The following is a 24,206-nucleotide window of genomic DNA, read 5'->3' on the forward strand; positions in this document are numbered from 1 at the left end:
CCTCACGGATGAGAGAATTTCTGCAGGGCGGCGCCGGTCTGCGCCTTGATCAAAGCGAGGGCTTCGGCGGCACCCGCAGCCTGGGTGAGCCAGGCGGCACCGGCCTGCTGTCCCGCCTCCGGCATCGCCTTGAAGGCCGCGATGGCTGCGGTCAGATCGCCCGCGTGCAGGGCCTTCGAGACCTTTTCGGCCGAGGCGACCGGATCGCCATCCCCACCCTCGCCGTCGCGCGTGACGGTGACGATGTTGCCGAGGCTGGCGGTGATCCGATCCATCACGCCCGCATCCGACGACAGGGGTTCGGGCTTGGGTGTGAGCGCCGCCTCGATCTGCGGCTTCAGCGCATCATAGCTGGTAGCCAGGGCCTCGATCGACGGCACGCCCGTCGAGGCAAGGCCCGTCAGCGGCGCCAGGGCTTCCGCATTGCCGCCGAGCCCGGTGGCCGTCTGCAATTCGGTGGCGAAGGGTTTGCCGCTGCGGATGGCCTCGCTGAGTTGTCCGAGCGCGACGGCATAGGCGGCCGCCTTGTCCGGCGTCGCGCTGGCCGCCTGCTTGACCTGCGCGAGTTCCTGCGACAGGCCGTTGGCTGCGGTGCCGACCTGGCGCAGGCCGTCGCCGAGGGTGGCGATCTCGCCTTCTGCCTTGGCGAGGCGCTCGGTCAGGCCGGAAACGTCGGGTCCAGCCGGAGGCGCGACCGAGGCGGACGTGCCGGCGGCGGCAGCCGCCTTCTGGGCTTCGCCTGCCAGGGCGAGGGCATTGTTCGCCGCTTCCTGTGTCGTCTTGGCGCCGGTCTCGAGGGCGGCGAGGCGGCTGAGGGCCTCACCCGTGGTCTTCTTGGCGGCAGCGGCGTCCTGCTCGGCAATCGCCAGCCGGGAGGCCAGCCCGTCATCGCCGCCGCTCTTGCCGAGCGGGACGACGCCAAGGGCGCCGGCCAGCAGCACCAGCACGCCGCCGGCGATACCACCCGCCAGCGCCGCAGCGAGGGTCGACAAGCCCGAACGTTGAGGTGGTGGAGGCGGAGGCGCGAATTCGGATTCAGGTCGAGGCGTGGGAGAGGCAGCCTCCGGTTCGGGGGGCGCCTCGGTGCGCGGCGTATCGCCGCTGGCCTGTTCGCCATCGGCGGACGGGCGCGCCCAGATCGACGGGCCCGCCGCCTCTCCGGCATCCGCCGCGGCGGCAGCACCGGTTTCCTCGGTCTTCGGCGCCTCGCCGGTGGCGGGCTGTACCTCGGCGGCAGATTCGGGACTGAAGGCAGATGCTTCCCCGCCGGCGGCCTGCGCCGGCGAAGCAGTCGAGGTTGCGGGCGATTCGGCGACTTCGGTGGCGCTCAAATCCAACGTCGCGGGACCGAGGCCTGCGCTTTTCTGCTTTTTCGGCCTGCCTTGCGTGCTGTCTTCCCGTGCCATGCGACCCCCATGGAGACCCCCAACGGGCCCAGCCTATAGCATGAAAACCCGACAAGCCAATTTGCCCAAACCGAAGCCCGCTGGACAGCCACCGGCGTAAAGGCAGGCAGGAAACGGGCGCTATCCGATTGTGAAAACCTCCGCCTGTTCCAATCGTTCCGCACGGTGACGGGCCAAGGCAAGGCCTCCTGGCCGCGAGGATATTCAAGCGATCCCATGCCAGCGATTGATCTGCTTGCGGTTTCGGTGTCGGTGATCGATATCGGTCACAATCGTTCCGTCTTGCCGCCAGGAACTTGCTCCCAGGAACTTGCCCCGGGAGCCGGCTCGCGGCGCGACGGGCATCACGGCCATGAAAGACAATTGGCGGCGCAGCCGCCTCGACAGGGAAGAACCGCAGAGATGACGCAGAATGATCGTCTGACGCTCCAGCACATCGTCGAGCATGTCGATGCGAAGGCGCAATCCTTCTGCGCCTTGAGCGATCGCATCTGGCACATGCCGGAACTCGCTTTCGAAGAGCAGCGATCCTGCGAGGAGCATATTGCGGCCCTGACGGCAGAGGGTTTCCGCATCACGCGCAAGGCGGGTGGCATCGAGACCGCCTTCATGGCCGAATATGGCCAGGGCGGACCGGTGCTGGCCTTCCTGGGTGAGTATGATGCCCTGCCGGATCTGTCCCAGGCCAGCGGCGTCGAGAAGGCCGAACCGCTGCAGCGCGGCGGTCCCGGCCATGGCTGCGGCCACAACCTCCTCGGCGCGGGCGCGGCCCTGGCCGCGGTGGCCTTGAAGGATGCGCTGGCCGCGGCGGGTATCGAGGGCCGCGTGCGCTATTACGGCTGCCCCGCCGAGGAGAGCGGCTCGGGCAAGAGCTTCATGGCCCGGGCCGGCGTATTCGACGATGTCGACGTCGCCTTCTGCTGGCATCCGAGCGTCGTCAACGAAGTCGTGGCCGCCTCCAGCCTCGCCTTCATCCAATGCTATTTCCGCTTCGCCGGCCGTGCTTCGCACGCGGCGGCAAGCCCACATCTCGGCCGCTCGGCGCTGGACGCGGTGGAACTGATGAACATCGCCGTCAATTATATGCGCGAGCATATGCCGGCGGAGGCGCGTATCCATTACGCCGTCACCAATAGCGGCGGCATCGCGCCCAATGTCGTACAGGCCAATGCCGAAGTGCTCTATCTGGTGCGCTCCCCCGATATCGCCGATACCAAACGCCTGTTCGAACGCGTCAAGAAGGCGGCCGAGGGCGCCGCGTTGATGACGGAGACGCAAACCAGTTTCCAGGTAACCGATGCCGGGCTCAATCTCGTGCCCAACGAAACCCTGCTTGAAGCCATGCACGACAACATGATCCGCATCGGCGCCCCGGCTTTCGACGGCGATGACCATAACTTCGCCGAGCGGCTACGTCGGGCCAGCCTGTCGGACGAAGACATTGCCGCAAGCGTGGCGCCCCATGATCCGGCCTTGGCCACCCATAGCCTGCACGAAGGCATCCTGCCTATGGCCCGGAGGGCCAGCGTGCAGATGGGCAGCACGGATGTCGGCGACGTCAGCTGGATTGCGCCGACGGTGCAATGCCACACCGCCTGCTTTGCGATCGGCACACCCTTTCATAGCTGGCAATTGGTGACGCAGGGCCTGGAGCCGGCGGCCCATAAGGGCATGGTCGCGGCGGCGAAGGTGCTCGCCAGCACGGCGGCCGACTGCCTGAGCAAGCCGGACCTGATCGCCAGGGCGAAAGCCGAACTCAACCGGCGCACCGGCGGCCGGCCCTTCGAAAGTCCGATTCCGCCGGAAATCCTGCCCGAACATCTCCATTCGAGCCAGGGCCGCTGATCGCACCTTGCTGCAACTCGTCGTTCCGGGAGGCGCTCAGATCAACGCCAGCAGCGCATCCTCCTCCGGACGCGCGGGAAAGGCGACCTCGACGGCGCCAGTGGCCGATATCACCTCGGCCACCTTGCGCGACAGGCACAGATGCCGCGCCGGCAGGCGCGCCACGGCTTCGGCACCACCGGCGCAGGCGATGAAGGCCTCCGCCGTGCGCGCGGAGTAATGCAGCACGGCATCGAGCTCGCCCTGCGTCAGCGCCGCCTGGGTCTCGGGCCGGAACCGCGCCGCCTGATGCGCGGTGTAGACGACGGCGAGTTCGATGCGATGCCCCATCCCCGCGAGAGCCCCGACGAGATCGCCGGTGCGGTCGGCCCCAGCCAGATAGAGGGCACGGTGCGGCTCGCGCCAGGCCTCTCGGACATGGGTGATCAGGCTGGCCACATCGCGCCCGAAGGTCTCGACGTCTTCAAAACCCATGGCGCGAGCAACGGCCCCGGTACGACGGCCGACGGCGATCAGGGGCGTGGCGGTCAGCCCCTGGAATTCCGGCCGCTCGTAAAGGGCGGCCAGGGCATTGCCGCTGGTGACGATGAGGGCATCGAAGCGTCCGGTCGGCAGAGCGTCGCCACCGAACACGATCTCCAGCATCGGCTCGATCACCGGCTCATGGCCCAGCCGCGCGAGAACCTTCGCCGTCTGCCGTGCCTCCTCGATCGGCCGGGTGACGAGTATGCGCGCCATCATTGTCCTTCCGCTCGATACGCCGCCGGCCGCGTGATCGGCGCGACAGGAAGGCCAATCCGCTCGCCACCGGATGATCAGCCGGCAAAGAATCCTTCGCCGCCCAGAGCGTGCAGTTCCTCGCCGGCCGAGCGCCCGAGCGCCTCCGCATCGGCGACGCGGCCGCTGCGCTGGGCCTCGTGCACCTCGCTGCCGTCAGGCTTGAGGATGAGCCCGCGAAAGCGGATGGCATCCCCCTCCACCACGGCATGTCCGGCGATCGGGGTGCGGCAGGAGCCATCCAGGACGGTGAGGAAGGCTCGCTCCAGCTTCACGGCCAGATGGGTGTCGCGATGGTCGATGCCGGCGACGTGGCGGATGGTGTCGCCATCGTCAGCCCGGGTTTCCAGGCAGATGGCGCCCTGGCCGACGGCTGGCAGGAAATCCTCTTCGGAGAGGATGGCGCTGGCATGGGCGATGAGGCCGAGCCGCTTCAGGCCAGCCACCGCCAGCAGCGTGGCATCGGCCTGCCCCTCGGCGAGCTTGCGCAGGCGCGTCTCGACATTGCCGCGGAACAGCACGGTCTGAAGATCGGGCCTGAGATGCTTGACCTGGGCCTGGCGCCGCAGCGCCGCCGTGCCGACCACGGCGCCCTGCGGCAGTTCGGCGAAGGAGGCGATGCCGGGCGCGATCAGCGCATCGCGGACATCCTCGCGCTCCAGAAAGCCCGCGAGCACCAGGCCGTCGGGCAGCACGGTCGGCATGTCCTTGCAGGAATGCACGCCGATATCGATCTCGCCATCTTCCAGCGCCCGCTCGATCTCCTTGGTGAACAGCCCCTTGCCGCCGACTTCCGAGAGCGGCCGGTCACGGATCATGTCGCCGGAGGTCTTGATCACCCGGATCTCGATACGCTCGGGCGCGATCTCCAACAGGCCGGCCAGCAGGGCCTGCGTCTGCCGGGCCTGCGCCAATGCAAGCGGACTGCCTCGCGTGCCGAGGCGCAACAGAATGGACACGATCGATATTTTTCCCAAACAGCTCGCGGCTGCTTAACGCCGGAGGTTAGGGGAGTCAAAGGCGAGCTTATGGAGAAAGATCACAAAGCCCGTATGACGGTGGGCGATATGCCCTGGACATCGTTCGGCGCATCGACATCCGGAAGAGGCTGCAACAAATGTCTGCGCTAGTGCCGCACCGGCGAGGAGCCCCCGGTCGTGGCAAGCCAGAGGCCGAGGGCGGTATGCAAAGCCTCCGCAGCTTCGGGAGAGAGGGGCACCTTCAAGACGGCGTTCCCGTCGAAATGGAACTCGGCGAGCACGAAGTTGCCGCTGGGGGGGAGGCGAGGCGCAACAGGCTGGTCAGCACCGGTGCTTCGATCGCTCCGCTCTTGCTCTCGAGGTCATCGATATCATCCATCATGTCGACCTACCTTGTTCCCCGGCCCAGGCGCGTCACCGCGGCACTGTCGGCGTTCGGCGTGAGATCATCGTGACAAGCCGGCCTGCCTCAGCGGGTCCGCTTCACACGAAATCTGGTCATGACCAAGCCGCTCGCCCTGCTTCCAATCGGCTATTTCACTTAACCGGACCGGAAACAAAAAATTCAACAGAGCCATACAGTTAGCATCTTGTACGGATTTATAACACCCCTTGTCGTTTCTTCGATAGAGCAAAATCGCCACAGTCCGTCTCAAATCGACTCGCCCCTGCACTCCTCCCCGATTGGCCCTGCGAAAAAAATCCGTCGCCCGATGTCGGCCGGCCCCGCCGGCCAGCGTCCTTTGCGCGACGCCCCACGAGCGAAAAACGGCTCGCGCGGCCCGAAACCAGAACCATCGGACCCATCCGTCGAGACAGGAGTGACGACCATGCCGCAAGCCTCCATCCTGAAATCCCTGCTGGCCGCCCTGGTGATCGGCGTCGGCAGCCTTTCCGTCGCCATGAGCGCGGCGATGGGCGCAGAGACGGCGACGACCGACCAGGCGCCGGCCAAGAGCGGCCATATCGAGGCCGGCGGCGTGAACTATTATTACGAGATACGCGGCAGCGGCGAACCGCTCCTCCTGCTGCATGGCGGCCTCGGCTCGATCGACATGTTCCAGCCGGTCATGCCGACGCTGACCGCCCATCGCCAGATCATCGCCGTCGATCTCCAGGGCCATGGCCGCACACCGCTCGGCAAGCGCCCGATCGATCTCAAGGCCATGGGCGACGACATGGGCCAGATCCTCGCCAAGCTCGGCTACGGCCAGGTCGACGTGTTCGGCTACTCCATGGGCGGCGGCGTCGCCTTCCAGCTCGCCGCCCAGCACCCCGACAAGGTGCGGCGGCTGGTGCTGGTCTCCGCAGGCTTTGCCCAGGACGGCTTCTATCCCGAGATGCTGCCGATGCAGGCCCAGGTCGGCGCCGGCATGGCCGAGACGATGAAGGCCACGCCGATGTACCAGTCCTATGTCAAGGTCGCGCCCGATCCGGCCGAGTTCCCACGCCTGCTCGACGCCATGGGCGCCCTGATGCGCAAGCCCTATGACTGGTCGTCCGACGTGCCGAAGCTGACCATGCCGGTGATGCTGGTCTTTGGCGACAGCGACATGTATCGCCCCGAGCATGTGATCAAGTTCTACCAGCTCCTCGGCGGCGGGTTGCATGATGCCGGCTGGCAGCGCGAGCATATGGCCAAGAACCGTCTCGCCATCCTGCCGGGCCTGACCCATTACGACATCTTCCTGTCGCCGCAGCTCACGGCAGCCGCCCTGCCCTTCCTCGACGGCAGGAGCGAGAACGCCAGTTGGAGCGACCAGACCGGCAAGTGACCGCCGCGGGCCCCCAGCCCGGAAAGGGACTTGAACGAAGCGGGTTTGTTGCCGATTGTCCGAAACCTTCCCGCTTCGGAGCTTTCCTCATGCACGGCCAGCCTTCCCCCGCCATCGACCAAGCCCGTACGGAGCGCCTCGATGCCGTGATCGACGCCGCCATCGCCGAGGAGAGCATCGTCGGCACCGTGGTGCTGGTGGCCGAGGCGGGCGAGATCGTCTATCGTCGCAGCGCCGGTCATGCCGATCGCGAGGCTGGCACGCCGATCGCGGAGGACACCATCTTCCGCCTCGCCTCTGTGACCAAGCCGATGGTGGCGGCCGCTGCCCTGGCACTGGTCGAGGCCGGACAGCTCGGCCTCGACGACCGCGTAACACGTTACCTTCCGAATTTCCGCCCCAGGCTCGCCGATGGCAGCGAGCCGGTGATCACGGTGCGCCATCTTCTCAGCCACACCGCAGGCCTGCGCTATGACTACGATGCCGCCGCCGATATCGCCGACGGCCTCGACCGGCTCGGCCGCGGCATGGCGGAAAATCTCGAGAAGATCGCAGCCCAGCCGCTGGCCTTCGCGCCCGGCAGCGCCTGGCGCTATTCGGTAGCGATCGACGTGCTGGGCGGGCTGATGGAAAAGGCCGCCGGCAAAAGCCTGCCTGAGATCGTGGCCGAACGCATCACCGGGCCGCTCGGCATGGCCGACACCGAATTCGTTGCCACCAAGCCCCAGCGCCTGGCAACCGCCTATGCCGATGGCGTGCCCCACCCGGTGCGCATGGGCGAGATCCAGCGCGTATGCCACAATGGCTGGTGGCTCACCTTCGCGCCACAGCGCGCCTTCGACGCCACCGCCTTCCCCTCCGGCGGTGCCGGCATGGTGGGCACGGCCGGCGATTTCCTCAGCTTCCTCGAAGCCGTCCGCGGCGGCGGGGCGCCGATTCTCTCACCGGAGAGCCAGCGCCTCCTGAGCGAGGATGCGATTGCCGACCTCGACATCGACGATCCCGGCTGTGGCTTCAGCCTCGGCTGGTCGATCCTGCGCGATCCCGCCGCTGCCGGCATGCCCGGCTCGCCAGGATGCTGGCAATGGGGCGGCGTCTACGGTCACAGCTGGTTCGTGGATCCGGCACGCGAGCTTTCGGTGGTCATCTTCACCAACACGGCGGTCGCCGGCGTCGGCGGCGCCTATCCCGACGCCCTCCGCGCCGCCGTATACGGCTAGGGTGTTTTGCGATTTGGTGCCCCCTGATCCGCGAGGAGACCCCGTCCTCGTCGAAATGGGCGGGCCCCTCAACCTTTTGGGAGGGGGGCAGCGGGTGCGCGCCCCTATCCTTTCGGTGCGGCGATACCGCTGATTCCCAGCTAGCCGCATCCGCGATCTGAAGGTAAATCTTGGTTAACAGTAGTGACGCGCCCGACAGGTCAATCGCAGCGAGAAGTCCCGGCACGCGGGAACCGGATCGATTGAGCCCCGGCAAGTATGGGAACCAACATGACTCGTGTTCTGGTAACTGGTGGCGCCGGCTATATTGGCAGCCACGCCTGCAAGGCCCTGGCCCAGGCAGGTTATGACCCCGTCGTCGTCGATAATCTCTCTTTGGGCCATGCCGATGCGGTCAAATGGGGCCCGCTGGAAGTCGGCGACATTCGCAACAGTGCCTTCCTCAACAAGGTGATCACCAAATACAAGCCCGAAGCGGTGATGCACTTCGCGGCCAGTTCCACGGTGGGCGAATCGGTCGCCGATCCCGCGAAATATTATTCCAACAATGTCGTGGGCTCGTTGACCCTGCTCGAGGCCGTGCGCCAGAACGAGATCGAGACCTTCATCCTGTCCTCGACCTGTGCGACCTACGGGGTTCCGGCCAGCCTGCCGATCCTGGAGAGTGCGCCGCGCAATCCGATCAGCCCCTATGGCGCGACCAAGCTGGCGGTTGAGCATGCTCTGGCCGATTTCGGCACCGCCTATGGCTTGAAATGGGCGGCGATGCGCTATTTCAACGCCGCCGGCGCCGACCTCGACGGCGAGCTGGGCGAAAGGCACGAGCCGGAAACCCATGTCATCCCGCTCGCCATCCAGGCTGCGCTCAGCCACCGCGCCGTCTTCAATGTGCTGGGCCGGGACTATCCTACGCCCGACGGTTCGGCGGTCCGTGACTATGTGCATGTCGCCGACATCGCCGACGCCCATGTGCGCGCCATCGACTATCTCAAGGCAGGCGGCGAAAGCGCAGCCTTCAATCTCGGCACCGGGATCGGCACTTCGGTGATCGAGATCCTCGAGGCGGTACAGCGCTGCACAGGCCGCAAGCTCGACATCCGTTTCCAGCCGCGGCGGCCCGGCGATCCCGCCAGCCTCTATGCCGCGGCCACCAAGGCGGCCGAACTGCTGGGCTGGCACCCCCAGCATCGCGAGATCGACACCATCGTGGGCAGCGCCGTCACCTGGTTCCGGCACAATCTGGCGGCCTGATCTTTTCGCGATCGTTGCGGGCTCATTCGATGAGGTCGGGCAACCTCGCCGAAGAGCCCAAAAACACGTCGAAGACCCGCCAGCCGATCAGGCCTTGAACCGGTCCGTGGCTGCCAGGCGCTGCGTCAGGGGCCTGGCCTCCGGCCATTGGTAGATCTCGGCGCGCAGGAATTTCAGCTCCGCCTCCGCCTCCTCTTCGCCGACTTCGGTCCACCAGCTCTTGGGCTGGCCATTGCTGCCGTCGTTCCAGCGATAACCCCGAGCCTTGAGCCGCTCCTTCATGTCGAAGGGGCTGTTGATCGCCGAGATCCTGATGCGCGCGCGTTCCGATGCCTTCAACAGCTCGGCAAAGGGCACCGTCCTGCTCTCCCCGCTTGGCCGGGCCAGAACCTCCAGCAGCGCATGGCAATCGTCAACGGCTCGATGCCCGTTGTGGAAATAGCCCGATTGTCCCAGGAGATAGCCGAGCTTGGTGCCTTCGAAGCCGCGGTCGGACCAGGCGATGTCGACATTCGAGCATGCCCAGGGCTTGGGTGCGAATCCCGGCGCGAAGCGCTCGCAGAAGGGACGGTCGAACCGCGCATTATGAGCGATGATCAGGTCCGCCGGCTCGATGAAGGCCTCGACCTCCGCCGGCGAGATCGCCTTGCCGGCCACCATGGCGTCGGTGATACCGGTCAGCCTGGTGATCTCGGGCGGGATCGGCTCCTGAGGCTGGCGCAGGGCATTGAAGATGCCGACGACGTCGCCGACCTGCCCGGAAGGATCATAGGTGACCGCCACCATGCCCAGTTCGATGATCTCGTTCTTCTCATGGTCGAGGCCCGTGGTCTCGGTATCGACGATCACCGCCAGGCGCGGAAATCTGCTCTTGTCCCACGAGACGACGGAGCGCGGCTCCAGCTTGCGCTGGATGCGGTAGCGGCCGGTTGCTTCCAGCATGCTGACCAGCGTGGCCTCGTCGAGAGCCTCGTGCTGGCGGGCCGGCACGGGTGCGGGAGGCGCCCGCTTGGCTCGAATAGACGGCGCACGCCTTTCCGGAAGCGCCTCGGTCCGAAACATGTCGAATTGTTCGCCCATGCTTCCCCCTTTCTCACCGACTCAATGATCCCGGCAATGGTTAAACGCTTTAGCGTTTTCGGGGACGGGCAAGCAAACCCCAGCGGGCCGTTTTCCCCCGCCAAGGCCGATCTCCAGCGTGGAGCGCCTGCACCGGACGTCGAGATGGGCGCGATCACCGACAAGTCCCTCCCATTTCGAACGCGGCAATTTCCGCCCGACGATCCGCCGCGCGCGCTCGCATTGCTGAAACGGGAGCCTCCTGCGCTCGGCCGGCATGGCCACTCCCCCTATCCCCGCGAGCGGATCGTGCTATAGGGAGAGCCATCAACTCCTCAGGTACCTGCCCGCCCCATGCTCGTTCTCGGCATCGAAACCACTTGCGACGAAACCGCCGCCTCTGTCGTCATGCGAAATCAGGACGGCGAAGGCGAGATTCTGTCCAATGTCGTGCTGTCGCAGATCGCCGAGCATGCCGCCTATGGCGGAGTGGTGCCCGAAATCGCCGCTCGCGCCCATGTCGAGGTGCTCGACCACATCATCGAGCAGGCCCTGGAAGAAGCGGACATCCGCTTCGACAGGCTCGACGGCATCGCCGCCGCGGCGGGCCCCGGCCTGATCGGCGGCGTCATCGTCGGCCTCACCACCGCCAAGGCCCTGGCGCTCTCGCTCGGCAAGCCGCTGATCGCCGTCAACCATCTGGAGGCGCATGCGCTGACCCCGCGCCTCACCGACCAGGTCACTTTCCCTTATCTGCTGCTGCTGGCCTCCGGCGGGCACACCCAGCTTCTGGCCGTGCGCGGCCTCGGCGACTATGTCAGGCTTGGAACCACCATCGACGATGCCATTGGCGAGGCCTTCGACAAAACAGCCAAGATGCTAGGCCTGGGCTATCCCGGCGGCCCCGCCGTCGAGGCCCAGGCGATGAGCGGCGATGCCGCCCGCTTCGCCTTTCCCCGGCCGCTGCAGGGACGGCCAGATCCGAATTTCTCGCTGTCGGGACTGAAGACGGCAGTGAGGCTCGAAGCCGAAAGGCTGGCGCCGCTTGCCGCCAAGGATATTCGCGACCTCTGCGCCTCCTTCCAGGCGGCGGTGGTTGACATGGTGGTCGACCGCACGCGCGTCGGCCTCAGGCGCTTCCGCGAAACCGCCGGCCAATCCCCCAGCGCCCTGGTGATCGCGGGCGGCGTCGCTGCCAATCTCGCCATCCGGCGCGGCCTGCAGCGCCTCGGCGCGGAGACGGGCCTGCGCATCGTGATGCCGCCGGCTGCCCTGTGCACCGATAACGGCGCCATGATCGCCTGGGCTGGGGCCGAGCGTCTGGCCGCCGGCCTCACGGATGGGCTCGACGTGAGCCCGCGGGCCCGCTGGCCGCTCGACCCCAACGCACCCGGCGCGGGGAAGCAGGGCCTCGGCAAGGCCGGCGTCGGCAAGGGAGCGAAGGCTTGAGCGGCTCCGGCTCGAAAAGCATCGGGGTGATCGGCGCCGGCGCCTTCGGCGCTGCGCTGGCCTGCGCCGCCGCACGCGCCGGCCGTCATGTCAGCCTGTGGGGCCGCGATGCCGCCACCATGGTCGAATTGGTGGATACGCGCCGGCTCTCGAGGCTCGATGGCCTCGCTCTGCCCGAAGCCATCAAGCCGACCGCCGATCTCGCCGAGGCCGCCCACGCCGACATCTTGATCCTGGCCGTTCCCACCCAGGCCCTGCGCGACGTCTGCGGGCGCCTGGCCGCCACGGTGGCGCCGAATACGCCGCTCATCCTGGCCGCCAAGGGCATCGAGCGCTCGAGCGGCGAATTCGTCTCGCAGATCGCCACCGAGATCCTGCCGGGCTGCATCCCCGCCGTGCTCTCCGGACCAGGCTTTGCCGCCGACATCGCCAAGGCCTATCCGACCGCCCTGACGCTGGCCTGCGCCGACGGCGCCCTCGGCGAGCGCCTCGTCCGGGCCATCGGTTCCCCGACTTTCCGGCTCTACAACACCGACGATTTGCGCGGCGTGGAGATCGGCGGGGCGGCCAAGAACGTCCTCGCCATCGCGGCCGGCATCGCCGCCGGGCGCGGCTTCGGCGAGAGCACGGTGGCGGCCCTGCTCGCGCGCAGCTTTGCCGAACTCACGCGGTTCGGCCTCGCCTTCGGCGCGCGCCCGGAGACGTTGGCGGGCCTGTCGGGCCTCGGCGATCTCATCCTCACCGGCACCTCCTCGCGCTCGCGCAACCGGCGCTTCGGCGAGGAACTCGGCAAGGGAATCGGCCTGGAAACGGCGATCGCCGATGTCGGTCTGGCCGAGGGCGTCTGGACCGCCCCCATCCTGGCGCGCATGGCGAGGGAAAGGCATGTCGACATGCCTGTTGCCACCGCCGTCGCCGACCTGGTGGCCGGCAAGGCCAGCATCGACCAGGCCATCAAGCAATTGCTGTCGCGCCCACCGCGCGCGGAGTAACTCGTTCAACAAAACTGGAGACTGACATGACCCTGAAGCGTATCGGCGCCGGCAACCGCATGAGCGACGCCGTCATCCATGGCGACAAGATTCACCTGTCCGGCTATGTCGCCGAGACCACGGTCGGTAAGTCGGTAAAGGAACAGACCGCCGACATCCTCGCCCAGATCGACGAGACGCTGCGCGAGGCCGGCACCGACAAGACCAAGGTGATCAAGGCCAATATCTGGCTTACCGATATCGGCACTTGGGCCGAGATGAACGAGGCCTGGGATGCCTGGGTGGTTGCCGGCCAGGCTCCGGCCCGCGCCACGGTGGAAGCCAAGCTCGCCGGCCCCGGCCTCGACGTCGAGATCATGGTCGAAGCCGCGCTGTAAGCGCAGGCCATTCAGGATTTGTCGCGCCAAAGCCTTTCGAAATCCTGGCCGCCATAAAAGATGCCGTGGACGACGACCGCGGCATCATCGACTGTGAAGGCGATTGCCACCCGGCGTTCGAAGCCCAAGACCCGCAGTCCAGGGCGAAGATCGTTGCGCTGGGTGCCTCGAAGGGGAAAGGTCTCCAGCCCAAGGCAATAATCGATCACTCGCTCGATATATCTGCCGGCCGTCTGAGGTCCGGCCTCCACCGCGATGTATTGCTGCAGGTCCCGGAGATGCCGTTCCGCGCGCGGCGTAAACTTGACCTCATGGGGCATGCAGGTCAGGACGCCCGCAAATGGAGAGCCATTCGGCGTTTCAGTTCCGCACCATCAATGGCAGTGGTTGGATCGGCCTTGTACTCGTCATAGCTTTTCACGACCTCGTCTCTCAGCCATTTTTCCAGAGCCGCGTCGCGGGCCTGCAAACTGCGCAGGCCATCTCGGATGACCTCACTTTCGGTTGCGTACTCACCGGAAGCGACTTTTTGTTTGACCATCTGCGCCATGTCATGAGGCAGTGTGATGCTGAGGGATTGGGTCGAACGCATGATCAGGACCTCCGTTATCAGACCTTAACATAGCGCACGATTTAATCCTACTGAGCAGCCGTCATGCTCGCGCCCTGGGATGGGCCGACTGGTAGACCCGCATCAATTCGGTGGCGTCGACCTTGGTGTAGATCTGCGTGGTCGACAGGCTGGCATGGCCGAGCAGTTCCTGGATCGAGCGCAGATCACCGCCACGCCCGAGCAGGTGGGTGGCGAAGGAATGGCGCAACGCATGAGGCGTAGCGCTGTCCGGCAGGCCGAGCGCGCCCCGAAGATGCTGCATGGCATATTGGATGATGCGCGGCGACAAGGGCCCTCCACGAGCCCCGACGAAGAGCGGCTCATCCGGCCCGCCCGCGAAGGGCAGGATTTTCAGATATTCCTCCACCGCCCGCGCCACCGGGGCGATCACCGGCACCGAGCGCATCTTGTTGCCCTTGCCGGTTACGGTCAGACTGTCGCGCCCGCTCACCGGTGCATCCTTGCGCGTCAGGCCAAGTGCTTCGGAAATGCGCAGGCCGGCGCCATAGCACAGCGCCAGCACGGCGGCATCGCGGGCCAGGATCCAGGGTTCGCGTGCCTCGCCCATGCGGGCATCGGCCGAGGCGACCTTGCGGGCGGCCTCGGGCGACAGCGGCTTGGGCAGGCTCTGTGGCAGCTTGGGCCCGCGTACGGCCGATAGTGCCGCGCTGGCGCCATGACCCTGGCGTTCAAGGAAGCGGGCGAAAGCCCGTGTCGCCGCCAACGCCCGCATCAGCGAACGGGGCTTCAGGCCATCGGCCCGGCGCGCGGCGAGGAAAGCCCTGACGTCGCGGGGTGCGAGGGATGCGATCTCGTCCAGCCCCGGCGGCTCGCCGAAATGGCCGGTCAGGAAGCGCAGGAAGGTGGTGACGTCGCGGTCATAGGCCTCGACCGTCTTGGGGCTCATGCGCCGCTCGACGGCAAGATAGGCAAGCCATTGCACCTTGGCGGCGGCAAGGTCCGGCGCGGCGATGAGGACAGGAGGCGAAGCGTTCATGCCGCCAGTGTGGCTGAAAAAGGTGAGCGGGAGGTTAGAGCCTCCCACTTTCTTCACTCCCCCGCCACGATCACCGGGGTCGCGATCGGAGTTGGAACCGCCACCTCGCGTTCGCTCGACCACACCAGCACCAGCATGCACAGGCTGGAGAGGCCGAGATAGCCGCAGGCGAGCGGGAAGATGGTGCCGTCATAGGCCTCGCCGATCAGCGCGCCGATCACGGCGCCCATCAGCGTGGTGACGCAGCCGATGAAGGAGGAGGCGGTGCCGGCGATATCGCCTACCGGCTCCATCGCCAGGGCGTTGAAATTCGGCATGGTGAGGCTGAGCAGGAAATGCGCCACACCCATGACGATGCCGAAATAGATCAGCGGCGGCCGTCCCTGGAACAGCACGGCGAGACCCAGCAGCAGCATCGCCGTCAGCCAGAAGCCGATCATGCCGAAGCGCGACAGCCGGTGCATGCCCAGGCGCCTCACCAGCCGCGAATTGGCGAAGGAGGCCAGCCCCATGCAGATCGCGATCAGCGCGAAAGCCAACGGGAAGAGCGGGCCGAGCTTGTAGATGTCGGTCTCGAAGATCTGCTGGGACGAGCCGAGATAGGTCATCAGGCAGCCCATGGCCAGGCCCATCGCCAGCATGTTGGCGAAGGAGGCACGCGTAACAACCACCCGGCGCATGCCGCTCGCGACCGCGGGCAGCGACAGCGGCCGACGATATTCGGGATGCAGCGTCTCGGGCATGCGCAGGCCGAACCAGGCCACCACCACCAGCACCAGCGCCAGCATGCTCATGAAGATGGTGCGCCAGTCGCCGAGCATCAGGAAGGCGCTGCCGGTGGCCGGCGCGATCACCGGCACGATGATGAAGATCATCAAGGTAAGCGACATCACCCGCGCCATCTCGCGGCCCTCATAGCGGTCGCGCACGATGGCGATGGAGAGCACGCGCGCCGATCCGGCGCCGAGGCCCTGGATGGCCCGGGCGACCAGCAGCACCTCATAGCTGGGCGAGAAGATCGCCAGCAGGGTGCCGGCGGTATAGATGCCCAAGCCGATCATCAGCACCTTGCGGCGGCCGATCGAATCGGAGATCGGCCCCCAGGCGAGCTGCATGATGGCAAAACCCGCCATATAGGCGGTGATGATCAACTGCATGCGGTTGGCATCGGCAATGCCGAATTCCGACCGCACGGCGGAGAAGGCTGGCAGGAGATTGTCGATGGAGAGGGAACTGAGCCCCATCATCAGGGCAATCACGAGAACAAATTCGGCAAAGGACGGCTGGGGCTCCCGCCGCACGGCAGGCTCCAGCGCCGCGCCGGCAACGGGACGGGGCATGGAAAACTCGGAAATGTGAAAATCTATAACCGGCGGGGCAATGAAGCGGCGCTCAGATGACAGATCTGTAGCATACCAATCGTGACGAAAAGGTGATTTTTTCGCCACAGAGGGCAAATATTTCAAGTGAATTGATAAAATTTGGGCAGATGACAGCCCGTGCCCGCCAGCCCCTAAGATACCGTCCCCGGCTCGACCGGCGCTTCGAGAGGCGAAAGCGCGGGACGCTCACACTGTCCGCTGCGTCGAAAATCGGAGGGCGACATGCCGGCGATCTTGCGGAAGCTCTTGTTGAAACCCGAGAGGGAGCCGAAGCCGGACTCCATCGCCACGCGCAGGATGTTGCCGTCGCCGCTGATCAGGCGCGCCTGCGCATAGGACAGGCGCAGCAGGCTGACGTAATCGTTCAGCGTCATGCCCGTGCATTTCTTGAACAGGCTCATGGCATATTTGGGATGGAGGTCGGCGGCCGCCGCGATGTCGGTGCTGTCGATATCGTCGAGGAAATTGTCGGCGATGAAATCGCACAGGCTGCGCACATGGCGCAGGGCCTGCGGATCTCCGGCGCTGGCCTGGCCGACACGGCTGTCGAGGCTGGGCACCAAGGCATAAGGCTCGAAACGCACCCGTTCCAGCCGAAGTAGCAACTCGCTCACCGCATGCTGGGCGCGCACCATGTCGCCGGAGCGGGTATAGCCGTTCCAGCGCGCGAAATTGGCACTATCCGAAGAGTCGGTCTCGTGGATGAGCAGAGTTGCCCCGGCCATCAGGCGAGCGGGTACCTCCTCGGGCAGGCGCAGCCGAAAGAAGTGCACCAGCGGCAGATGCGCGCCGGCATAGATGGCGTCATCGGAGGCATCGTCCATCTGGTGCGGCAGGCCGCCCCAGAACAGCACCATATTGCCCGCCTCCAGCCTGAGCTCATAGCCGGCCATGCGATAATGCACCCAGCCCTGGACGATGAAATTGACCTCGACCTGGGCGTGCCAGTGAGGCGAGAGCATGACGCGCGGCGTATTGTGGAAGGTCTGCAGCACGGTCGGCAGGTTTTCGACGCTGTTGGCCGTCGGCTGATAATAGGAGCGCTCCTGCATCTTACTTTCAGGCAAGTCCATCTTCCCTTTATCGCAGACAGGCAGTGCTACCTGCCTAAAGTAGCTTCCCGCCACACAAGAGCAAATGAAAAGGGGAGGAATGACATGCGCAAGACGATCGGCTGCGCCGCGCTGGCAGTTGCCGCGGGCCTTCATGCGTCGACGGCCTTGGCCCAATCGGGGGAAATCCGGGTCTGGAGCTGGGATATCGCCGCTGCCTCGCTCAAGGCCAACATCGAAGGCTTCAACAAGCAATACCCCAATGTGAAGGTCACGGTGGAGGATCTCGGCAACGCCCAGGTCTTCTCCAAGACCCAAGCCGGCTGCGCCGCCGGCGGAGCAGGCCTGCCCGACGTCGTCTCGATCGAAAACTACAAGGCGGAGAGCTACTGGAACCAGTTCCCCGACTGCTTCGCCGACCTCAAGCCGCTGGGCTACACGCCGGAGGTCGCCGGCAAGTTCGCCGATTTCAAGCGGGCGGAGCTGGAGAAGGGCGAGGCCGCCTATGCCATGCCCTGGGATTCCGGCCCCGTGGTGATGTTCTACCGGCGCGACCTCTACGAGAAGGCCGGCGTCGACCCGGCCAGCATCAAGACCTGGGATGATTTTATCGCCGCCGGCAAGAAGGTCACCGCCGCCAATCCCGGCGTGACCATGAGCGCCACCGATCTCGACGGCGACGGCACCACCGAATGGTTCCGCATGGTCGGCAACGAGCAGGGCTGCAACTATTTCGCCTCGGACGGCAGCGCCGTCACGGTCAACGCGCCGGCCTGCGTCGCCGTCTACGACAAGCTCAAGCAGTTGAAGGAGGCCGGTACCATCGTCTCGGCCGGCTGGTCCGACAAGATCCAGTCCCTGAAGGCCGGCAAGGTGGCCACCATCATGTTCGGCGGCTGGTATGAGGGCACGATCCGCACCAACGCCCCCGAGCTCGCCGGCAAATGGGGGGTCTACCGCATGCCGAGCCTGACAGCGGATGGCCCGCGCGCCGCCAATATCGGCGGCTCGTCGCTGGCGATCCCCGCCGGCTCGAAGAACAGGGAAGCAGCCTTCGCCTTCATCAAATACGCCCTCTCCACCGATGAGGGCCAGGTCACCATGCTCAAGGCCTATGGCCTGGTGCCCTCGCTGAATTCGGCGCTGGAGGATCCCTATGTGAAGCAGGGCCAGCCCTATTGGGCCAACCAGGCGATCTGGACCGACATTCTCGCCACCCTGCCCAAGATCAAGTCCACCCATGGCACCGCCTTCCTCAACGATGCCGAGGCAGCCCTCAAGACCGTGCAGACCAAGTTCCTGGGTGGCGGCTACCCCGATGCCAAGGCCGCGCTGGACGATGCCGCCAGCCAGATCTCGTCCGCCTCGGGGCTGCCGGTGGGGCAATAGGGGAAGGGCACAGGGGCTACCCTCCCCTGGAGGGGGAGGGTCGGCCTGAAAGGCCGGGGTGGCGTGAAGAACCGCCAACCCCGACAAAGGTGGCCTTTCACTTCCAGCGAAGAAGTCACCCCACCCCGACGCTTCGCGTCGACCCTCCCCCTCTAGGGGAGGGTAAGACTGCCCCCTCTCCCAGCGGAGACCATCCGATGCAGCGGCACAATCGCGCGGCCTATGGCTTCCTCGCGCCCTATCTGGCGATCTTCCTCGCCTTCTGGATCTGGCCGATCATCTCCTCCTTCGTCATATCCCTGCATCAGACGCGGGTATCGCCCTGGGTGTTCAAGCCGGCGGCGAATTGGGGGCGCCTGATCTCCGATCCCGCCTTCTTCAACGCCTTGAAGAACACACTGATCATCCTCATCATCCAGGTACCGGTGATGATCGGCCTGGCCACCGTGATCGCCGTTTTTCTCAACTCGCCTTTGCTCAAGGCCAAGGGCCTGTTCCGCTTCGCCTTCTTTGCCCCGGTCGTGGTGGGTGAGGTCGCCTATTCGGCGGTATTTCGCTTGATCTTCGCCCAGGATTTCGGCGTGGTGAACAAGTTGCTTGCCTCCGTTGGCCTGCCCGCGATCGACTGGCTCTCCAATCCGACCGCCGCGCTGGCCCTGGTGATGATCGCCCTGACATGGCGCTGGACCGGCTACAACGCCATCATCATTCTCGCCGGCCTGCAGTCGATACCGGGCGACGTCTATGAGGCGGCGACACTCGACCGCGTCTCCAAGCTGCGCCAGTTCATCCACATCACCCTGCCGCTCCTGAAGCCGGTGATCACTTTCTGCGTCATCCTGTCCGTCTCCGGCACCATGCAGCTCTTCACCGAGCCCTTCCTGATCACCAATCATGGCGGGCCGGGCGGGGCGACGGAAACCCTCGGCCTGCTGCTCTACCGCCAGGCCTTCCTCTCCGGCAATGTCGGCTACGCGTCCGCCATCGCCTACACCATCGCAGGCCTGGCGGTGATCATCTCCCTCGTCCAGCTGCGCCTGTCGAGGGAGCCGAAATGACCCGGTCCAATCGCCAAAGGCTCAACGCCGTCATCCTGCACGCCCTCATCGCACCGATGGCTCTCGTCTGGCTCTTCCCGCTCTGGATGATGGGCGTGTTCGCCACCATGCCCGACTACGGCATCTACGCGCCGGGCCTGTCGTTCTGGTTCGGCTCGAATTTCCTCGACAACCTCGCCAACCTGCAGCGCACGACCAATTTCCTGCATGCCATGATCGTCTCGGTCATCGTCGGGCTCGCCTATACCGTGCTCTCGGCCGGTCTGACGGCCATGGCCGGCTGGGCTCTCGCGCGCTACCGCTTCTTCGGCCGCGGCGCAGTGCTCGCCATCATCCTCGGCACCATCTCCCTGCCCTTCTTCGTGGTGATCATCCCGCAATTCATCCTAGTGGCCCGTGATCTCGGCATGGCCAATAGCTGGTTCGGCCTGATCGTGCCGCCCCTGTTCAATTCGCTGGGCGTGCTGTTCATGCGCCAGGCCTTCACCATGATGCCGGCTGAACTCTTCGACGCCGCACGGGTGGAAGGCGTCAGGGAATGGCGCATCTTCCTGTTCGTAGCGCTGCCGCTGGCGCGCCCGACCCTGGCGGCGCTCTGCATCATCCTCTTCCTAACGAGCTGGAACAACTATCTGTGGCCGCTGCTGATCGCCGGCGACAAGGCGATGTTCACCGCGCCGGTGGCCCTCGGCAGTCTCATCGGCATCTCCAATGTGAGCTGGGGCGGCATCATGGCCGGGGCCGTGCTGCTGACCGCGCCCATGCTGGCCGTCTTCCTCATCCTGCAACGCCACTTCATCGCCGGCATCGCCGCCGGCGCCGTCAAGTGAGGAAAAGAGGAAGAATGCTTAGATCGCTTTGTAACTGTCATTCCCGGCGCCGCCACAGGCGGCGGGAAGGGAATCCAGGGTTCCCATCGAGACCTTGGCCCCTGGATCCCGCTCCCAAGCAAGCTTGTGAGGATACCACGACCTTCGGTCGTGCCGGGGATGACAGGAAAGCCTCATTTCCCACTCTCACCAAGCAAGCAAAATAGGAGCGACCGATATGGCAGGCCTTACGCTCCGTTCCGTCATCAAACGCTTCGGCACTTTCGAGATCATCCACGGCGTCGACCTCGACATCGCCGATGGCGAGTTCGTGGTCTTCGTCGGCCCTTCCGGCTGCGGCAAGTCCACCCTGCTGCGCATGATCGCTGGGCTCGAGGACATTTCCGGCGGCGAGATCACCATCGCCGGCCAGGTTGTCAACGAGGTCGAGCCCGCCGATCGCGGCATCGCCATGGTGTTCCAGTCCTACGCCCTCTATCCGCATATGACGGTGGAGCGAAATCTCTCCTTCGGCCTCAGGATGAACGGCAATCCCAAGGCCGATACCGACCGGCGGGTAACGCGGGCCGCCGAAATCCTGCGCATCACCGATCTCATGCAGCGCCGGCCCAAGCAGCTCTCGGGCGGCCAGCGCCAGCGCGTGGCGATCGGCCGGGCGATCGTGCGCGATCCCAAGGTCTTCCTGTTCGACGAACCCCTGTCGAATCTCGATGCCGAATTGCGGGTGCAGATGCGGGTGGAGATCGCAAGGCTGCACCGCGAACTCGGCGTGACCATGATCTACGTCACCCACGACCAGACCGAAGCGATGACCCTGGCCGACAAGATCGTGGTGCTGCGGGGCGGCAATGTCGAGCAGGTCGGGCGTCCGCTCGAGCTCTACGAGGATCCCGCCAACCGTTTCGTCGCCGGCTTCATGGGCAGCCCCAAGATGAATTTCCTGGCGGGCCGCGTCGTCGCGGCCGAGACAGGAAGCGTGACGGTCGAGCTGGTCAACCAGAAAGGCGCCCGCCTCGCGGTGCCGCTCTCCGGTTCGGCGCCGGCATCGGGCGACGAGGTCGCCATCGGCATCCGCCCCGAGCATTTCGAGCCGGCGGGCAGTGGCGACGCCGATCTCGCCATCGAGGTCGACATGGCCGAGCATCTGGGCGCAACCTCCTATGTCTATGCCGGCACCGGCTCCGCCGAGCCGCTCATCATCCAGCGCGACGATTCCCGCCAATGGGCCGAGGAACGTGAGCTCACCGTCGCCATCCCCCGCCATCGCGCTCTGCTGTTCGCCAAGGACGGCCAACGCCTGCGCTGAGCGCACCCCCTTCCTTCCAACCACCTTCTTTTCAAGCCTTCGGAAAGACTGAAATGACCGAGAAAGACAAGATCCGCTGGGGTATCATCGGGCCCGGCGCCATCGCCAAGGCCTTCGTCGCCGGCCTCGCCGATTCCGACAGCGGCGTGCTCGCCGCGATCGGCACCCGCGACCCGGACAGGCCGGGCCTCGCCGAAGCCTTCCCCGGTGCCCGCATCCATCGCGGCTATGAGGCCCTTCTGGCCGATCCTCAGATCGATGCCGTCTATATCGCGCTGCCTCATCCCGGCCACGCGCAATGGGCGATCAAGGCGGCCGAGGCGGGCAAGCACGCGCTGGTGGAAAAACCGCTGGCCCTGACGGCCTTCGAGGCCGATGCCATGATGCATGCCGCCAGCAAGGCCGGAACCTTCCTGGGCGAAGGCTTCATGTACCGCCAGCATCCCCTCACCCTAAAGCTGGTGGAGCTGGTGCGATCAGGCACGATCGGGGAGATCCGGCTGATCCGTTCGAGCTTCGGTTTCGCCATGCCGGACTTCAAGCCCGAGCACCGGCTCTATGCCAACGACATGGCGGGCGGCGGCATCCTCGACGTCGGCTGCTATCCCGTCTCGATGGCGCGGCTCCTTGCCGGCGCCGCCACAGGCAAGGATTTCCTGGAACCAGACAAGGTTTCCGGCACCGGCCATCTCGGACGATCGGGCGTCGACGAATGGGCCTCGGCCCTGCTGCAATTCCCGGGCGGCATCCTGGCCGATCTCTCCTGCTCGATCTCGCTGAAACAGGACAATGTGCTGCGCGTCTTCGGTACCTCGGGCTGGATCGAGGTGCCGGACTTCTGGTTCGGCGGCGGCCTCAAGGGCGGCACCGGCGAGATCCGCATCGTCAGGCCGGATGGCACGAGCGAGACGGTGACGGTCGAGGCGGCGCGGCATCTCTATTCCTTCGAGGCCGACGCCGCCGGCACGGCCATTCGCGAAGGCCGCCAGGAATTCGCCTGGCCGGGCATGAGCTGGGCGGACAGCCTGGGCTCGCTGCGCGTGCTCGACAAATGGCGCCAGGCGATTGGGCTCGAATATGACATCGAGAAGCCGGAGCGGCGCAAGGAGACCCTCAAGGGCATGCCGCTCAAACGAAGCGACGGGCCGCTCAAGTCGGACAGCGGGCCGATTCCCCGGCGCGCCATCCCCGGCCTGTCACAGGCCACTTCCGCCGTGGCGCTCGGCTTCGAGGATTTCAGGAGCTTCTCCAGCGCCGCCATCCTGCTCGACGCTTTCTTCGAAAAGGGCGGTAATCTGTTCGACACCGCCTTCGTCTATGGCGCCGGCATTACCGAAAAACTGTTCGGCGAATGGCAAGCTTCCAGGGGCGTGCGCAACGACAGCGTGGTGATCGGCAAGGGAGCGCATACCCCGCTCTGCCGCCCCGAATTCATCGGCCAGCAGCTCACCCAGTCACTCGAGCGGCTGAAGACCGACCATGTCGACGTCTATTTCATGCATCGCGACAATCCCGACGTGCCGGTCGGCGAGTTCGTCGATGCCATGGACGCCGAGGTCAGGGCCGGCCGCATCCGCGGCCCCTTCGGCGGCTCGAACTGGACGCGCGAGCGCTTCGACGAGGCGGTCGCCTATGCGGAGCGGACAGGCAAGCAAAAGCCGGGAGCACTCTCCAATAATTTCGCGCTTGCCGAAATGCAGGATGTGATCTGGGCCGGCTGTGTCTCGGCCTCGGACGATGATTGGAAGGCCTGGCTCGCCGCGCGACAGATCCCCAATTTCGCCTGGTCGAGCCAGGGCCGCGGTTTCTTCACCGACAGGGCCGGGCGGGACAGGCACGAGGACAAGGAGCTCATCCGGGTCTGGTATTCCGAGCGCAATTTCGCACGCCGGGACCGGGCGGTCGAACTGGCGCGGCGGCTCGGCAAACGGCCGATCCATGTCGCCCTCGCCTTCGTGCTGTCGCAGCCCTTCCCGTCTATACCGCTGATCGGGCCGCGCACATTGGGCGAGCTCGACGACAGCCTGGAAGCCTTCGACATCGCCCTGACGCCGGAAGAGGTCGCCTGGCTCGACCGGGGGTAGGAGCTGCCGCATTCCCATATCGCGACAGAGACAAGTAAAGCGCGGGAATCCCTCCCCGACTTCGGGGAGGGTGGGCCGGCAAAGCCGGATCGGGTGGGTAGGGTGGCGCGATCTCGCCATTTTCTGGCCTCCTGGTGCCGCTCTCCCCCTTCCGTCGCCGCTACGCGGCGACACCTTCCCCGAAGTCGGGGAAGGATATCCGCGCTCCACGCCGAAATCGCTGAGATGTGTGAATTCGACCGGGGATCGGAGGCAAGGAGTGTCGATCTCCGCAACTCCATCAAGTGATTGAGCGAGATCGACATGTTCCAAAGCGATGCGCTCTCCACGAGGCCCTATGTCGACCCGAAGATGTCGACCTGGA

22 protein-coding genes are annotated in these 24,206 nt (G+C 65.8%); 13 read left to right on the forward strand and 9 right to left on the reverse strand.

Going from position 1 to position 24,206, the window contains the following annotated elements; genetic code table 11:
• Nucleotides 1–2: 2 nt before the first annotated feature.
• Nucleotides 3–1,406 carry a COG4223 family protein gene (locus ACR9ZN_RS22125; protein WP_481273180.1) on the reverse strand — a complete coding sequence of 468 codons (1,404 nt, stop codon included), beginning with the start codon at nt 1,404–1,406 and terminating at the stop codon, nt 3–5.
• A 402-nt stretch (nt 1,407–1,808) separates the two neighbouring features.
• Between ACR9ZN_RS22125 and ACR9ZN_RS22130 the strand changes: the two genes are divergently transcribed.
• A complete protein-coding gene (locus ACR9ZN_RS22130; RefSeq protein WP_481273181.1) occupies nt 1,809–3,251 on the forward strand; it encodes an amidohydrolase in 1,443 nt (480 codons plus the stop codon).
• A gap of 36 nt (nt 3,252–3,287) precedes the next feature.
• On the opposite strand, the gene ACR9ZN_RS22135 is transcribed toward ACR9ZN_RS22130, so the two are convergent.
• Nucleotides 3,288–3,992: a uroporphyrinogen-III synthase gene (locus ACR9ZN_RS22135; RefSeq protein WP_481273182.1), complete on the reverse strand. Its 705-nt coding sequence runs from the start codon at nt 3,990–3,992 to the stop codon at nt 3,288–3,290.
• A gap of 74 nt (nt 3,993–4,066) precedes the next feature.
• Nucleotides 4,067–4,990: a hydroxymethylbilane synthase gene (gene hemC, locus ACR9ZN_RS22140; RefSeq protein WP_434959724.1), complete on the reverse strand. Its 924-nt coding sequence runs from the start codon at nt 4,988–4,990 to the stop codon at nt 4,067–4,069.
• Between the two features lie 848 nt (nt 4,991–5,838).
• Here hemC and ACR9ZN_RS22145 point away from each other — a divergent pair.
• The 3 genes from ACR9ZN_RS22145 (at nt 5,839) to galE (ending at nt 9,254) form a co-directional block, all read left to right on the forward strand.
• On the forward strand, nt 5,839–6,783 hold the full coding sequence (locus ACR9ZN_RS22145; protein ID WP_481273183.1) for an alpha/beta fold hydrolase: 945 nt from the start codon (nt 5,839–5,841) through the stop codon (nt 6,781–6,783).
• A gap of 89 nt (nt 6,784–6,872) precedes the next feature.
• On the forward strand, nt 6,873–8,003 hold the full coding sequence (locus tag ACR9ZN_RS22150; RefSeq protein ID WP_481273184.1) for a serine hydrolase domain-containing protein: 1,131 nt from the start codon (nt 6,873–6,875) through the stop codon (nt 8,001–8,003).
• A 270-nt stretch (nt 8,004–8,273) separates the two neighbouring features.
• Nucleotides 8,274–9,254 carry a UDP-glucose 4-epimerase GalE gene (gene galE / locus ACR9ZN_RS22155; RefSeq protein WP_434958592.1) on the forward strand — a complete coding sequence of 327 codons (981 nt, stop codon included), beginning with the start codon at nt 8,274–8,276 and terminating at the stop codon, nt 9,252–9,254.
• Between the two features lie 87 nt (nt 9,255–9,341).
• Here the strand turns inward: galE and ACR9ZN_RS22160 are convergent, their stop codons facing one another.
• Complete coding sequence (locus tag ACR9ZN_RS22160; protein WP_481273185.1) at nt 9,342–10,334, reverse strand: 3'-5' exonuclease; 993 nt, start codon at nt 10,332–10,334, stop codon at nt 9,342–9,344.
• A 36-nt stretch (nt 10,335–10,370) separates the two neighbouring features.
• Here ACR9ZN_RS22160 and ACR9ZN_RS22165 point away from each other — a divergent pair, with 36 nt between their 5' ends.
• The 4 genes from ACR9ZN_RS22165 to ACR9ZN_RS22180 are packed head-to-tail and all read left to right on the forward strand — an operon-like array spanning nt 10,371 to nt 13,131.
• Nucleotides 10,371–10,631 (forward strand): hypothetical protein, encoded by a 261-nt coding sequence (locus ACR9ZN_RS22165; RefSeq protein ID WP_481273186.1) that lies wholly within the window; start codon nt 10,371–10,373, stop codon nt 10,629–10,631.
• 36 nt (nt 10,632–10,667) lie between these two features.
• Entirely contained in the window at nt 10,668–11,762 is a 1,095-nt protein-coding gene (gene tsaD, locus ACR9ZN_RS22170; RefSeq protein ID WP_434958594.1) for a tRNA (adenosine(37)-N6)-threonylcarbamoyltransferase complex transferase subunit TsaD, read from the forward strand.
• Nucleotides 11,759–12,754, forward strand: coding sequence for an NAD(P)H-dependent glycerol-3-phosphate dehydrogenase (locus tag ACR9ZN_RS22175; RefSeq protein WP_481273187.1), 996 nt, complete (start codon nt 11,759–11,761; stop codon nt 12,752–12,754). The genes tsaD and ACR9ZN_RS22175 overlap by 4 nt, the downstream gene beginning before the upstream one ends.
• Nucleotides 12,755–12,780: 26 nt before the next feature.
• Nucleotides 12,781–13,131, forward strand: a complete 351-nt coding sequence (locus tag ACR9ZN_RS22180; RefSeq protein ID WP_434958596.1) for a RidA family protein — start codon at nt 12,781–12,783, stop codon at nt 13,129–13,131.
• Nucleotides 13,132–13,142: 11 nt separating this feature from the next.
• Here ACR9ZN_RS22180 and ACR9ZN_RS22185 read toward each other — a convergent pair whose 3' ends face one another.
• The 5 genes from ACR9ZN_RS22185 to ACR9ZN_RS22205 all read right to left on the reverse strand — a co-directional run bounded on the left by ACR9ZN_RS22185 (nt 13,143) and on the right by ACR9ZN_RS22205 (nt 17,196).
• Nucleotides 13,143–13,451, reverse strand: coding sequence for a type II toxin-antitoxin system RelE/ParE family toxin (locus ACR9ZN_RS22185; protein WP_434958597.1), 309 nt, complete (start codon nt 13,449–13,451; stop codon nt 13,143–13,145).
• 5 nt (nt 13,452–13,456) lie between these two features.
• Nucleotides 13,457–13,723, reverse strand: coding sequence for a type II toxin-antitoxin system ParD family antitoxin (locus tag ACR9ZN_RS22190; protein ID WP_434958598.1), 267 nt, complete (start codon nt 13,721–13,723; stop codon nt 13,457–13,459).
• Nucleotides 13,724–13,784: 61 nt separating this feature from the next.
• Nucleotides 13,785–14,741: a tyrosine recombinase XerC gene (locus ACR9ZN_RS22195; protein ID WP_454811155.1), complete on the reverse strand. Its 957-nt coding sequence runs from the start codon at nt 14,739–14,741 to the stop codon at nt 13,785–13,787.
• 53 nt (nt 14,742–14,794) lie between these two features.
• Complete coding sequence (locus ACR9ZN_RS22200) at nt 14,795–16,081, reverse strand: multidrug effflux MFS transporter (protein WP_481273188.1); 1,287 nt, start codon at nt 16,079–16,081, stop codon at nt 14,795–14,797.
• 173 nt (nt 16,082–16,254) lie between these two features.
• Nucleotides 16,255–17,196, reverse strand: a complete 942-nt coding sequence (locus tag ACR9ZN_RS22205) for a helix-turn-helix domain-containing protein (RefSeq protein ID WP_454811158.1) — start codon at nt 17,194–17,196, stop codon at nt 16,255–16,257.
• 84 nt (nt 17,197–17,280) lie between these two features.
• On the opposite strand from ACR9ZN_RS22205, the gene ACR9ZN_RS22210 reads away from it, so the two are divergent.
• The 5 genes from ACR9ZN_RS22210 (at nt 17,281) to ACR9ZN_RS22230 (ending at nt 23,842) form a co-directional block, all read left to right on the forward strand.
• Complete coding sequence (locus tag ACR9ZN_RS22210; protein WP_481273189.1) at nt 17,281–18,564, forward strand: ABC transporter substrate-binding protein; 1,284 nt, start codon at nt 17,281–17,283, stop codon at nt 18,562–18,564.
• 197 nt (nt 18,565–18,761) lie between these two features.
• On the forward strand, nt 18,762–19,622 hold the full coding sequence (locus ACR9ZN_RS22215; protein ID WP_441770967.1) for a carbohydrate ABC transporter permease: 861 nt from the start codon (nt 18,762–18,764) through the stop codon (nt 19,620–19,622).
• On the forward strand, nt 19,619–20,452 hold the full coding sequence (locus ACR9ZN_RS22220; protein WP_454811162.1) for a carbohydrate ABC transporter permease: 834 nt from the start codon (nt 19,619–19,621) through the stop codon (nt 20,450–20,452). The genes ACR9ZN_RS22215 and ACR9ZN_RS22220 overlap by 4 nt, the downstream gene beginning before the upstream one ends.
• A 217-nt stretch (nt 20,453–20,669) precedes the next feature.
• The gene (locus ACR9ZN_RS22225; RefSeq protein ID WP_481273190.1) at nt 20,670–21,758 is read left to right on the forward strand and encodes an ABC transporter ATP-binding protein; all 1,089 of its coding nucleotides are present in this window, start codon (nt 20,670–20,672) and stop codon (nt 21,756–21,758) included.
• 53 nt (nt 21,759–21,811) lie between these two features.
• Nucleotides 21,812–23,842: an aldo/keto reductase gene (locus ACR9ZN_RS22230; protein ID WP_481273191.1), complete on the forward strand. Its 2,031-nt coding sequence runs from the start codon at nt 21,812–21,814 to the stop codon at nt 23,840–23,842.
• Nucleotides 23,843–24,206 lie beyond the last annotated feature (364 nt).

It is taken from the genome of Labrys sp. HAY1-8F, assembly GCF_056754975.1.